General features: G+C 46.5%; 13 protein-coding genes and 1 pseudogene. 4 read left to right on the top strand and 10 right to left on the bottom strand.

The window, feature by feature from the left end; translation table 11 throughout:
• Nucleotides 1-198: 198 nt before the first annotated feature.
• Nucleotides 199-948, bottom strand: coding sequence for a Cof-type HAD-IIB family hydrolase (locus NYE43_RS02300; RefSeq protein ID WP_185848277.1), 750 nt, complete (start codon nt 946-948; stop codon nt 199-201).
• Between the two features lie 131 nt (nt 949-1,079).
• Between NYE43_RS02300 and NYE43_RS02295 the strand changes: the two genes are divergently transcribed.
• A complete protein-coding gene (locus NYE43_RS02295) occupies nt 1,080-1,244 on the top strand; it encodes a hypothetical protein (protein WP_024120240.1) in 165 nt (54 codons plus the stop codon).
• 35 nt (nt 1,245-1,279) lie between these two features.
• Here the strand turns inward: NYE43_RS02295 and NYE43_RS02290 are convergent, their stop codons facing one another.
• The 7 genes and pseudogenes from NYE43_RS02290 to NYE43_RS02260 all read right to left on the bottom strand — a co-directional run bounded on the left by NYE43_RS02290 (nt 1,280) and on the right by NYE43_RS02260 (nt 7,099).
• Entirely contained in the window at nt 1,280-1,672 is a 393-nt protein-coding gene (locus tag NYE43_RS02290; RefSeq protein WP_024120239.1) for a 3-hydroxyacyl-ACP dehydratase FabZ family protein, read from the bottom strand.
• Between the two features lie 56 nt (nt 1,673-1,728).
• Nucleotides 1,729-2,288 (bottom strand): annotated as a pseudogene (gene sipU / locus NYE43_RS02285) (signal peptidase I sipU).
• Between the two features lie 124 nt (nt 2,289-2,412).
• Nucleotides 2,413-3,477: a tartrate dehydrogenase gene (locus NYE43_RS02280; protein WP_185848278.1), complete on the bottom strand. Its 1,065-nt coding sequence runs from the start codon at nt 3,475-3,477 to the stop codon at nt 2,413-2,415.
• An 88-nt stretch (nt 3,478-3,565) separates the two neighbouring features.
• A complete protein-coding gene (locus NYE43_RS02275) occupies nt 3,566-4,687 on the bottom strand; it encodes a mannitol-1-phosphate 5-dehydrogenase (protein WP_101863995.1) in 1,122 nt (373 codons plus the stop codon).
• A 1-nt stretch (nt 4,688) separates the two neighbouring features.
• A complete protein-coding gene (locus NYE43_RS02270) occupies nt 4,689-5,120 on the bottom strand; it encodes a PTS sugar transporter subunit IIA (RefSeq protein WP_059291950.1) in 432 nt (143 codons plus the stop codon).
• Between the two features lie 24 nt (nt 5,121-5,144).
• Nucleotides 5,145-6,578 carry a PTS mannitol transporter subunit IICB gene (locus NYE43_RS02265; RefSeq protein ID WP_024120234.1) on the bottom strand — a complete coding sequence of 478 codons (1,434 nt, stop codon included), beginning with the start codon at nt 6,576-6,578 and terminating at the stop codon, nt 5,145-5,147.
• 167 nt (nt 6,579-6,745) lie between these two features.
• Nucleotides 6,746-7,099: a hypothetical protein gene (locus NYE43_RS02260; protein WP_024120233.1), complete on the bottom strand. Its 354-nt coding sequence runs from the start codon at nt 7,097-7,099 to the stop codon at nt 6,746-6,748.
• A gap of 162 nt (nt 7,100-7,261) precedes the next feature.
• Between NYE43_RS02260 and NYE43_RS02255 the strand changes: the two genes are divergently transcribed.
• From NYE43_RS02255 to NYE43_RS02245, 3 genes are read left to right on the top strand one after another with little or no spacing between them, the layout of a single operon-like run.
• Complete coding sequence (locus NYE43_RS02255; RefSeq protein WP_024120232.1) at nt 7,262-7,834, top strand: DeoR family transcriptional regulator; 573 nt, start codon at nt 7,262-7,264, stop codon at nt 7,832-7,834.
• A gap of 34 nt (nt 7,835-7,868) precedes the next feature.
• Nucleotides 7,869-9,494: a copper resistance CopC/CopD family protein gene (locus NYE43_RS02250; RefSeq protein ID WP_185848279.1), complete on the top strand. Its 1,626-nt coding sequence runs from the start codon at nt 7,869-7,871 to the stop codon at nt 9,492-9,494.
• A gap of 13 nt (nt 9,495-9,507) precedes the next feature.
• Nucleotides 9,508-10,128 carry a YcnI family copper-binding membrane protein gene (locus tag NYE43_RS02245; RefSeq protein WP_103671934.1) on the top strand — a complete coding sequence of 207 codons (621 nt, stop codon included), beginning with the start codon at nt 9,508-9,510 and terminating at the stop codon, nt 10,126-10,128.
• A 43-nt stretch (nt 10,129-10,171) separates the two neighbouring features.
• On the opposite strand, the gene gdh is transcribed toward NYE43_RS02245, so the two are convergent.
• Together gdh and NYE43_RS02235 are read right to left on the bottom strand one after the other, a co-directional pair.
• On the bottom strand, nt 10,172-10,957 hold the full coding sequence (gene gdh, locus NYE43_RS02240) for a glucose 1-dehydrogenase (protein WP_024120229.1): 786 nt from the start codon (nt 10,955-10,957) through the stop codon (nt 10,172-10,174).
• An 18-nt stretch (nt 10,958-10,975) separates the two neighbouring features.
• Nucleotides 10,976-11,839 carry a RhaT/GlcU family sugar-proton symporter gene (locus tag NYE43_RS02235; protein WP_103671933.1) on the bottom strand — a complete coding sequence of 288 codons (864 nt, stop codon included), beginning with the start codon at nt 11,837-11,839 and terminating at the stop codon, nt 10,976-10,978.
• Nucleotides 11,840-11,860 lie beyond the last annotated feature (21 nt).

The raw sequence follows: 11,860 nt of genomic DNA, 5'->3' as shown, positions 1-11,860 counted from the left end.
TCCTGCCAAGCAAACGATTGCTCTATGTATTTTATTGTTCCGAAATTCGGAACGACTATTCCGAATTTTTGAACTTTATTTCATTATATTCAATCATATCAGTTTGTGAAATAACTTTGTTAGAAAACCTACCATGGTCCTAGAAGAAAATCTCCCTGATAAAAAAAAGAAAAGAGTCCTTATCTCAGGACTCTTTTCTTATAGTACCCAATGACGTATCGCTTTAGCGACGCCATCTTCTATATTTGTATCAGTGATCCAATCAGCCGTTTCCTTCACGACGTCTTGGGCATTGCCCATCGCTACGCCCAGCCCGGCTTCTTTGATCATCGCGATATCATTCAGGCTGTCGCCCATCGCCATGACATTTTCCATCGTAAAGCCGAGTTTTTCAGAAACCTTCGCAAGGGCTGCGGCTTTGTTGATGCCGAGCGCGTTGACCTCGATGTTTGTCGGGCTTGAGTTTGTGATTTCGAGCTCTTTATTTTTTCTGAGCTCCGCCAGCACTTCGTTTCGGATGTCGTCATCCTCTATGTCAAATCCGAATTTAAGCCATTCATGATCAGTGATGTTTTCCGGGAACTCGCCTCTCCACACTTTGTTAACAGTTGAAGCCCAGAAATTAGTGTTGTGCTTATTCCGCAAATCCCACATCATTTTGATGTGATCCGTGTGGAGCAGATTGCGTTCCACTAAATTAAAATTCGAGTCCCAGATTTCGCTGCCGTTAGCCGTGATTAAAAAAGACGACAGCTTCAGCGACTCAGCCAGCTCCCGGCACGTCATCAGCGTCCGGCCCGTACTGATGACCACGTAAACACCTTTATCCTCCGCCTCACGAATCGCGTTGCGGTTTTCGTCTGAAATCAGCTGCTCGTCATTCAGCAGTGTTCCGTCCATATCAATAGCAATCAGCTTGATATTCACATCTTCTCTTTGAACAGACATATATGTACCTCTCTTTATCTTTTAGTTGTTCTGGTTCTATTCTAATACATTATACCCAGCGGAACAAAACAGCCATTTCACATGTTTCAAGTGGAGACATTAGAGGAAAACAAATGGTGAGGTGATAAAACATGAAAGAGAGAAAACAGCAGAACCGCCCTAATGAAAACCCCGAACATAATGACTTGACCGATCCGATACCGAATGAAGAGCTGAAGGAAAACATGAATGATGAAAAACAGAAGCGGCAGCAACGAGATGACTCACAAAGCGAACGGGATTACGATACGAAATAATAGAACCCCTCACAAATCGTAGTGAAGGGTTTTTTTCATTTTTCAATATAGATGCCGATTTCAGCTTCAGCAACAGGCTGCCCGCCCACTGACGCCTTGGCATGTCCAAACACAAACCCGCGCCGGTTGCGCGTAACTTCAAACGTAAGATCAAGCCGGTCACCGGGTATGGCCGCGCCCAGCTTTTCCGCTTTCTTCACGGAAGACAATAAGCCCAAGCTGTTTTCATCTGTAATTCCTGTAAAAGCCGCGGTTTGCGCAAGTGCTTCAATCACAAGTGAAAACGGCATTTCTGTTTGCGTGTCAGTGATAAACCAGTCGTTCTCACTGACCAGCTTATAAGCAGCTGCATGCTTGCCGGGCTCGCTTTCTGTCACGCCGTCAATCAATAAAAATGGGTAGCGGTGAGGCAGCATATATGGTTTCATCGTTCTCCACCCTTTCTTTCATTTCATCAAGCATTATCTCTTTTTTGCGTATGTATTCATTTTGCTACTCTTATCTCACTGAACGGATAAAAGACTAGAGACTCCGTACCAATGATATCTTCATCAGAAGGCATCCCCATTCCATTTCTGCTGTCCACCGAATTGAGACGGTTATCTCCCATTACAAAATATTTGCCGGCAGGAACCTCAGCTTCAAAATCACTCGTGAGATTTTCCCCTGACGCTTGCATTTCTTGTTTATGTTCCTTTAGATACGGTTCGTCACTTTCTTACCGTTTATGTATAGCTGATCATCCTTCATGATAATTGAGTCGCCAGGCAAACCGATTAACCGTTTTATAAATGAACGGCCGCTCTTTTCGTCATGAATCACGATGATGTCGCCTCTATGAAATCCGCCTGTATATTTGGCTGCTTTGTCAACCAACATTCGTTCTGAGTCTTTTAGCGTCGGAGCCATTGATGAACCTTCAACGAGATAGGGCATATAAAACGCCATTCTGATCATGAAAATGAAAGCTAGAATACATGCAGTACTGAGTACAATCCATTTGGTTTTTGATTTTTTCTTTAATGTGATCGTTTTTGCGTTCAACTTCTTCCACCTGATACCTTCCTAAGAATTCCATGTCATTATACAGCATTTGGATCTTCTTGGTTAGTAATCTGTTGAAATTTTTGTAAACGGCCGGGGCAACCATTCGTCCCGGCCTGCATGTTTATAAGTTTCTTAAACGCACACAAATTTCGTCAGTGACCTCTTCCGTCGTGCTTTGTCCGCCAATGTCGCGTGTTTTAATGCCGTCAGCCGTGACTCGTTCCATCACATTGAGGATCTTTGCCCCCAGTTCTTCCTCTCCGAAATGGTCAAGCATCAGCTTCGCTGTCCAAATCTGGCCGATTGGGTTGGCAAGGCCTTTGCCGGCAATATCCGGAGCTGAACCATGAACCGGTTCGAACATGGATGGGTACTTGCCAGACGGGTTAATGTTCGCAGACGGCGCAATGCCAATGCTTCCCATCAGGCTCGAGCTGATGTCGGTTAAAATATCACCGAACAGGTTGCTCGCCACAATGACATCAAACGTTTCCGGACGCGTCACAAAAAAAGCGGCCAACGCATCAATATGCTGGGATGACGTTTCGATTCCGCTGTAATCAGCCGCAGTCTGCTGAAAGACTTCATCCCAAAACGGCATCGCGTGATAAATTCCATTAGATTTTGTCGCACTTGTCACATGACCGCGCCGTTTTTTCGCCAATTCGAAGGCAAAGCGCATGACACGTTCTGTCGCTTTTCTCGTAAACACGGCATTCTGGATGGCGATTTCATCGTCACCCCTGTGAATGCGTCCGCCGACTTCACTGTATTCACCTTCACTGTTCTCGCGAATCACCACTAGATCAAAATCGTTCGGATGCCGCAGCGGCGACGTGATGCCGGCCATTTGTTTGGCTGGTCTCATATTAATGGAAAGCTCAAGCTCTCTCCGGATCTTCAGCAGCAGCCCCCATAAGGAAATATGGTCTGGAACCAGTTTCGGATTTCCGACCGCTCCCAAGAAAACCGCTTCAAATTGAGTGAGCGTATGTATGCCGTTCTCAGGCATCATTTCGCCGTGCTCCATATAATAGTCACAGCTCCATGGAAATGACGTAAATGAGAATGACAAACCTCCGTGAACCTCAGCTGCTGTATGAAGCACTTTCTCAGCAGCCGCCACAACTTCTTTTCCTACTCCATCTCCCGGTATTGCCGCAATCTCGAATTGTTTCATCGTCATTCTCCTCCCCCTGTTATCGTAAGCGTTTTCTATTATACTAGATTGCGAGATGGTAAAAAAAGCCCGTGACGTATAGTCACGGGTCCGGTTATTGATTCAGTTTTTTTAAAACGGTGGCATGCAGCGGTTCATGAGACGGAATACCGCACACCTCGTGAAGCACTCCGCTGTATCCTTTTTCCGCGATCAGCGCTTGCAGCTCGACCGCTTCCGGATCACCGGCAAAGTCGAATCGCAGCGCCGCAGCAATGCCTTCAGCCAGTGCATTAGGCTCTTTGATTTTCTTCGCCGGACCTACAAGCCTGTCATTTTCCCCAAGCTTTCTGAGCGGCGATCTCGCCACACGGGTCACATCGTCGGTGATAAATTCATTTTCAAAGCGGCCGATGATTTTTTTAATATATTGCTCGTGTTCTGATTGCTTAAAATGATACGTTTTGATGAGATAATCACCGGTTTCAAGCAGCGCTGAGTGAACAACACGGCGGATTTCCGGATGATCGATCGCTTCTTTTATCGTTTTTAATCCGCGCTGATAGCCGACATAGGCCGTTACAGCATGGCCGGTATTAACGGTAAACAGCTTTCGTTCGATGTACGGCGTTAAATCATCAACAAACAGCGCGCCTTTTATTGCCGGTGTTTCCCCTATAAAGCCTGATTCGTCGATGACCCATTCAAAGAACGGCTCAACCGACACTTTGAGCGGATCTTCATGATGCTGAATCGGCACGATCCGGTCAACCGCGGAATTTGGGAATCCGACAGTGTTGCCGACAGCCTCCTGCTCCGCCTCTGTTAAGTGGCTGTATACTTCTTTTTTTAAGAAGCTGCTTCCGCCAATCATATTTTCACAGGCAATGATATTCAGTGTGTCGGCAGAGCTTCTTCGTCTTAAGCCTTCTGCGATAGACGGGGCAATCAGCTTCAATACATTCGGGCCGACAGCCGTCGTGATGAGCGCCGCCTCATTGATCAGCCGATACAGCTCCTCCGGCTGGCTGCCGCTGTTGATGGCGCTGACCGGGCCGATCACCTCTGATGAACGCCCTTCTTCTGCGAGTTCAACAGTGTATGCCCGTTTTTCATTAAGGAGGCCGACCATCGTGTCATTTACATCCGCAAACACCACTTCATAGCCGGAGTGGTGAAGCAGCGTACCGATAAAGCCCCTCCCGATATTACCCGCACCGAAATGTAAGGCAATCATGCTAGTTCACCTCGTTAAAAATCGCGATCAAATCTTCTTCGCTTTTCGCAGAAATCAGGCGTTCAATGTTTTCTTCTTCTGAGCAGATGATGGCGATGTTAGACAAAATGTCTAAATGCTCGTTATTTTTTCCGGCAATGCCGAATACGACTTTGGCTGTGTTTCCTTCTCCATACTCTACTCCGCCAGGAATTTGAATGATTGAAATCCCTGAGTGAAGCACTTCGCTTTTGGCATCTTCTGTGCCGTGGGGGATGGCAATAAAATTCCCCATAAAGGTAGAAGATGTTTCTTCCCGTTCAAACATTTTTTCAATATAATCGTCTGTCACGTAGCCGTTGTCAATCAGCGTTTGGCCCGCCAATCTGATCGCTTCTTCTTTTGTTGCAACCGTTTGATTGAGTTTGATGTTTTCTTTTGCGAGTACTTGCATGAGTATCACTCTCTTTCTATGAGATTACTTTTTTAGCTTTTCAATAAGCTCGTCATATTTCGGACTGTTTAAGAAGTTCTCCACTGATATGTGCGTCGCATTTGGCAGCTTTGCCTTTGCTCGATCTGTTAAGTCTTTGTGGGTAATGACAATATCCGCATCGCTCGGCAGATTGTTAATCGCCGTGTTGGTCACACTGATATCCAGGTCTGCTTTTTTGACTTTGTTTCTTAAAATCGAGGCCCCCATCGCGCTTGAGCCCATTCCGGCGTCACATGCGAAAATAATTTTATTGACGCTTTCAGGAGACAGCTCAGACGCTTCCTCAGCTTTTGCTTGTTCTGCCTCTAAAGCAGCGGCAGCTTGGCTTTTCTTCCCCTTCATGGACTGCATTTTTTCTGTTGCGGCAGCGAGATCTTCTTCGCTTGCTTTCGAAGACTTCAGGATCACAGCTGACACGATAAACGAAACGGCTGCAGCGACCAATACGCCTGCCAGCACGCCGAAGTATCCGCCTCTTGGCGTCATGGCCATCAATGCGATAATGCTGCCTGGTGACGATGCTGCAACTAGACCGGCGTTAAAGATAGAGAACGTTAGGAGTCCGCTTGCTCCGCCTGCAATCGCTGCCAGAATCAATGCCGGCTTCATTAAAATGTACGGGAAGTAAATTTCGTGAATCCCCCCGAAGAAATGAATGATTGCCGCTCCAGGAGCCGTTGATTTTGAAGATCCTTTTCCAAAGAACATATACGCGAGCAAAATGCCGAGCCCCGGTCCAGGGTTTGCTTCTACTAAAAACAGAATTGACTTTCCGGTATTGGCTGCCTGCTCGATTCCAATCGGGCTTAAGATACCGTGGTTGATCGCGTTATTTAGGAACAAGACCTTCGCCGGTTCCACGAAAACGCTTGCAACAGGCAGTAAGTTAGCGTGTACAATGACCTCTACACCGGCTGCCAGTAATTTATTTAACGTCAGAACGACTGGGCCGATCGCATAAAACGCGAGAATCGTTAAAGCCGCGCCGACAATTCCTGCCGTAAAGTTGTTAATCAGCATCTCAAAGCCTTGTTTTACTTTGTCCTTGAATAATTTATCAGTTTGCTTAATGAGATATCCGCCCAGCGGCCCCATTATCATCGCGCCTAGAAACATCGGAATATCCGACCCGACAATTACCCCGATTGCCGCCGTCGCACCGACGACTCCGCCGCGGTGGTCGTAAATCATTTTTCCGCCTGTATACGCTATCAAAAGCGGCAGTAAATACGTAATCATCGGGCTGACCAGCGTATTCAGCTGCTCATTCGGAAACCATCCCGCCGGAATAAACAAAGCAGTAATGATGCCCCACGCGATAAACGCGCCGATATTCGGCATGATCATTCCGCTCAAATAACTGCCAAAGCGCTGAACTTTCACTTTCATGCCGCCTTGCTGCTGTTCTTGCTGCATATATAAACCCTCCCTGTTTTGTTTGTCGCTAAAAGAATGATAATGTCAGAGAATGATGCTTCCCTTTGACTCTATATTAAAACGCTTACAGTATGTGCACAATTGAAAGTAAAGAGGACTTTGGCACATGGGTGTGACAATTTTTTAAAAATAAAAAGACTCCTGTTTTAGGAGCCTTTTCTCTTTCCTCTATAAATAATCTTGCCGTTTTGAATCACATGCTTCGCGATCATCCGTTCACTTACAATAAATACAGGATAGGCACACACAAGCGCCAAAACAGCCATCGGCACATGCTGAACGGCCGGAACCATTGAGCCTGCCGCATTGCGAAGGAGCATCAAAAGATAAATGAGCAGCACGATGAGTGCCAAAGATACAATCATAATCGGAGCTGATACTTTATATTCGTAAAGCCGTTCCCGGCAGTGACCGCAGCGAAATTGGCACGGGACATTTGACGATCTGACCATGTCGCCTGTCAAAGGTTTGCCGCAGTTCGGGCATACTGTTTCTTTCATATGGTATTTTCACTCTCCATTCATATGTCCATTATACCAGAGACCATTCTGTTTCGTTTTGTTACTGTTCAACACATTTTCACATTTTTTATCATCAGCATACTTGTCTCGGTCTTTGAAATCCTCTACGCTTAAGAAGATCTTAATGAAGGGGATGTATGAATGCTTCCGATTAATAGACAGCAGCACATACTTGAGTGGCTGAAAAAAGAAGGCGCGCTCAGAATTTCTGATATCAGTCAACGGTTCGGTGTGTCAGAAATGACAGTATACAGAGATGTGAATCAGCTTGTCCAATCAAACCAGGTGATAAAAACGGCCGGCGGCATCACGCTCCCAGTCCGTGCGCCTCAGGCTGATCACATGTGCAGCTATTGCCTAAAGCCGGCCAATCAGGCTTATTCGGTCCAGCTGATCACGGTGACACAAGACATTGAACAGCTGTGCTGCGCACATTGCGCGTTTTTGCGGTATGCAGATAAAACGGAAGAGGTTTCTCATTTGATTTGCAAAGACTTTCTGTTACAAACTACGGTCAGTGCCGCTTCGGCTTATTTTGTTGTAAACGCTGAATTAAATCTGCACTGCTGCCAGCCGCAGGCCATACCGTTTGCGACTCTTGACCATGCTGAACGTTTTCAAAAAGGCTTTGGCGGAGCCGTCCGCACCTTCGATCAAGCGCTGGAAGACATGCTGAGAGACAGAAAAAAGCGCTGCACCTGCACCAAGAAATAACACAATATAATTAGCGGAAGGTGGTGTCTGAGTAATGCAACGAAACAGATGGTGGATCATACTTCTGCTTTTTCTTGTTTTCCTGCCGAAAACAAGCTTTGCTCACGCCTATATTGTCAAATCTTCGCCCGGAGAAAACAGTGAATTAAAAAGCGCTCCCGCACAGGTGGAAATTGAATTTAATGAACCGGTTGAAGAGGGCTTTCACTACATTAAAGTCTATAATTCAGACGGCGACCGGGTGGATACGGACAAAACAGAAATCAAAAAAGACAACAATCACATCATGACCGTGAAGCTGAAAAAGAATCTGCCTCATGACGTGTACAGAGCGGAATGGAATGCCGTTTCGGCAGACGGGCACCCTGTTTCCGGCGTCATCCCGTTCAGCATCGGAAAAGCGGATGGAGGGTTCAGCAGCCAGAAAACATCAGGCTCAGCCCTGAATCCGGGAACAGCAGCAGACCGCGCCATTCTGTATACAGCCTTTTCTCTGTTTATCGGGACCGTTTTCTTCCATCTCTTCTGGTATAAAGGGGACGGAAAAAAACTCGCCAAACGGACGAAGCGTTTGCTTGTCATCTCAGTCACTGTGCTGGGGCTGGCGCTCCTGCTTCAGCTTCCGATACAGACAAAAGCGAATGCAGGCGGCGGCTGGGGCAATGCCTTTCAGCCGGAGTACATGAAGGAGACGCTGTTTGAAACCGCGGGAGGCACAATTTGGATGATTCAGGCCGTGCTGTATGTACTCCTTGTCCTGTCTGCCATCCCAGTGTTACGCAAAAAGCGTTTTGCGTCCTTCGCATATTGGACGGCGCCGCTCATTTTCTTTTTCGGTCTCCTGCTTGCCAAAGCGTTTACCGGACATGCCGCTGTTGTTGAAGAAAAGACAGTCGGTATCCTGATGGATTTCCTTCATTTATCGGCCGCCTCCATCTGGATCGGCGGAATAGCGGCCATCGTTTTACTGCTGTCACAGGAGTGGAGACAGCCGGACAAAACGCTTGCTTGGGAGACGGTGAAACGGTTCTCTCCATGGGCGCTCACAGCAGTCGGTGTCATTTTGTTCTCGGGCTTGCTCAATGGATTTTTCATCATTCGGTCAATGGATTCACTGTTCCATACGGCGTATGGCCAAGCCTTGTTAGTCAAAAGCGGACTGTTTGTTTTGATGCTGATTCTGGGCGGTATTCATTTTCTGCTCACCAGAAAACGGCAGGGGTCCAAAATCACCCGCACGCTAAAAGCGGAATGGGCAATCGGCATCGCTGTCCTGATCACAGCTGCCGTATTTACAAGTCTGCCAAGTCCGCCTGAGCCTGCACCCGAACCGTTTTATCAAACGAAAGCGATTGAAAACGGGCAAAATGTTTCTCTCAGCATCAGCCCGAACCAGCCCGGCAAAAACGTGTTTGAACTCAGGGTTACCGATCATAACAGAGACCCTGTAAAAAACATTCAGCAAATCACCTTGACCGTTTATAAAACGGGACTGTCAGGCAATAAAAACAAAAGCACGTTTCAATTGAAGGAAAAAACAGATGGCATCTTCCAGACTGAAAACCTGTCCATTAATGAAAAGGGAAACTGGAAGATCAAAGTCCACGGACTGACCGGCGACTTTAACGAAATCAATATCATGTTTACAAAGACAAATTAAAGGAGTGTTTGAGTTGTTGAAAAAAATCGCATTCACACTATGTCCAGCTGTTATCGGCTCTCTTTTATTCTTTACGGCGCCTGCCAGCGCGCACGTGTCTGTAAAACCGGCTGAATCCGCCGCAGGCTCATGGGAGACCTACACAATGAAAGTTCCTTCCGAAAAAAATCAGCCGACAACAAAGGTTGTTTTAAAAATGCCAAAGAATGTTGAGTTCCAGCAATACGAACCGGTTCCGGGCTGGAAGGTGTCTACTGCCAAACACGACGACAAATCAGTGTCCGTAACGTGGGAAGCCACTGACGGAGGCATTCAGGAAGGCCAGTTCCAGCAATTTACCTTTGTTGCCAAAAACCCTGATAAAGCGGAGGAAGCCGCTTGGGATGCCTATCAATATTACAAAGACGGCAGCATAGTTGAATGGACAGGCGATGAAGATGCGGATACGCCTCATGCCATCACAAAAATCACCGCAGCCAAAGAAGTAACAGATGAGCATGGCGCCACTCAAACGAAAGATGATTCTGCTTCTGCAGACTCAGGTTCATCGGCTCTTGATATCACAGCGATTGTGCTGTCTGCGGCAGCCATTATTTTATCTGTTGCAGCTCTAGTAAAGAAAAAGCGCGACTAAACAAAAAGCGATCCAGATGAGTTCTGGGTCGCTTTTTTTTGATTTATCCGCGTCCTGCCTGGAAGGAAGGGTATTGTGTCATACCGCCGTCCGCGAATAACGTAATGCCTGTGACGTAGCTGGCTTCCTTCGAAGCAAGCCATGCTGCCACTGCCGCAATTTCCTCCGGTTCACCGATATATCCCATCGGAATCATGCTTTCTACATCTGCTCTCTGCTTAGGATCAGCAAATTTTTCAGCATTGATTGGCGTGTTGATCGCGCCTGGCCCGATATTGTTGACACGAATGCCTTTCGGCGCATATTCCAGCGCCAATGTTTCCGTCATCAGCTTGATTCCGCCTTTACTTGCCGCATAGTGAACAAATAATGGCCACGGAATCACTTCATGTACGCTCGACATATTAATGACATTTCCTTTTATATCGTTTTCAACAAAATATTTAATCGCTTCACGGCATCCTAAAAAGGCGCCCGTTAAGTTCGTGCTGATGACTTTTTCCCAATCCTTGAGCGGCATTTCATGAGACGGCACGGGATTTTCAAGACCGGCATTATTAATCATAATATCGAGTGTGCCGAACTCTTTAATCGCTGTTTGAACGATGTTTTTTACATCTTCCTCTTTCGTTACGTCTCCTTGGACGACAATGGCTTCACCGCCCGCCTTGATGACCTCTTCTTTTACCTCGTTTGGATCCTGTTTATTACTGTAATAGTTGATGACCACTTTCGCCTGCTCCTTGCCGAAGCGAATGGCCATTGCCTTTCCTAATCCTGAAGCAGCTCCTGTAATAGCAACGACTTTTCCTTTTAAATCCGGATACATATTCATCCTCCTTAACTGTTATGAATTCGTTTTGGCGATCCCTAAAAATACGGCAGCCGCAATAATCAGTGCAATCCCGATCGCAATCGCAATCAGCTGGCGTTTTGATTTCTTTTCACGCAGGATGAAAATACCGCCAAGCGTCGAGATGACAATTCCCATTTGAGAGAGAGAAAAGCTTGTGGCAACGCCGACTTTCGGCTGAGAAATAAACAAAAACATATTTCCCCCTGCCCAGATTAAGCCCGGGAGAATATTTCGGATGGCATACTTATTGAAGGGCTTGTGCTTATAGGTTAAAATGACCCCTCCAATGACCATCCCGATCGCCTGCGGCAACAGGGCGGACCATCCAGATACATTAAATAATCTTGCGACAACGACATAAATCAAATAACCCAATGTCGAGACCAGAAGGATTAAAATGCCCTTTTTTAAGTTGCTCGGCTCTCCATCTTTTTTGTTTTTCTTATCTTCTAATGACGTGAGAACGATACCGACAATAATAAAGATAAGAGCGAGGACTCCAAGTGTAATCGAAATCGGTGTTGACCACTCTCGGAAAACAATGACGCCGAACAGTGAGGTGGAAACAAGCTGCATCCCTGTGGAAATCGGCATCGTTTTGGACACACCCATTAACTGAATGCTTTTGAGCTGGTTGCTCTGCCCAAGTGACCAAAATAAGCCGGATATAATTCCAACGATAAAAATGCGCATGGACAAGACGGGTTGGACAAACAAATAAATAACGATAGAAACAATTAACGCCCCGATCGTCGTTCCCAGTGTTTGGCTGTACGGCCCGCCGCCTAATTTAACATTGAAGAGAACAATGCTCCCCCAAAACAAAGCCGGGAGAAGAGCCAAAAATAAATCCATTGTTGGGGAACCTTCTTTCAA

Origin of the sequence: Bacillus sp. FSL R5-0434, assembly GCF_038004745.1 — a bacterium.
GTDB classification, from domain to species: domain Bacteria; phylum Bacillota; class Bacilli; order Bacillales; family Bacillaceae; genus Bacillus; species Bacillus halotolerans.
This window is presented reverse-complemented; position numbering and strand designations above follow the sequence as displayed.

What these genes read in the sequence shown, in the direction of transcription:
- gdh (WP_024120229.1), bottom strand. Translation starts at nt 10,957, where the DNA reads ATGTATCCGGATTTAAAAGGAAAAGTCGTTGCTATTACAGGAGCTGCT.
- NYE43_RS02255 (WP_024120232.1), top strand. Translation starts at nt 7,262, where the DNA reads ATGCTTCCGATTAATAGACAGCAGCACATACTTGAGTGGCTGAAAAAA.
- NYE43_RS02295 (WP_024120240.1), top strand. Translation starts at nt 1,080, where the DNA reads ATGAAAGAGAGAAAACAGCAGAACCGCCCTAATGAAAACCCCGAACAT.
- NYE43_RS02235 (WP_103671933.1), bottom strand. Translation starts at nt 11,839, where the DNA reads ATGGATTTATTTTTGGCTCTTCTCCCGGCTTTGTTTTGGGGGAGCATT.
- NYE43_RS02250 (WP_185848279.1), top strand. Translation starts at nt 7,869, where the DNA reads ATGCAACGAAACAGATGGTGGATCATACTTCTGCTTTTTCTTGTTTTC.
- NYE43_RS02265 (WP_024120234.1), bottom strand. Translation starts at nt 6,578, where the DNA reads ATGCAGCAAGAACAGCAGCAAGGCGGCATGAAAGTGAAAGTTCAGCGC.
- NYE43_RS02280 (WP_185848278.1), bottom strand. Translation starts at nt 3,477, where the DNA reads ATGACGATGAAACAATTCGAGATTGCGGCAATACCGGGAGATGGAGTA.
- NYE43_RS02300 (WP_185848277.1), bottom strand. Translation starts at nt 948, where the DNA reads ATGTCTGTTCAAAGAGAAGATGTGAATATCAAGCTGATTGCTATTGAT.
- NYE43_RS02260 (WP_024120233.1), bottom strand. Translation starts at nt 7,099, where the DNA reads ATGAAAGAAACAGTATGCCCGAACTGCGGCAAACCTTTGACAGGCGAC.
- NYE43_RS02290 (WP_024120239.1), bottom strand. Translation starts at nt 1,672, where the DNA reads ATGAAACCATATATGCTGCCTCACCGCTACCCATTTTTATTGATTGAC.
- NYE43_RS02270 (WP_059291950.1), bottom strand. Translation starts at nt 5,120, where the DNA reads ATGCAAGTACTCGCAAAAGAAAACATCAAACTCAATCAAACGGTTGCA.
- NYE43_RS02275 (WP_101863995.1), bottom strand. Translation starts at nt 4,687, where the DNA reads ATGATTGCCTTACATTTCGGTGCGGGTAATATCGGGAGGGGCTTTATC.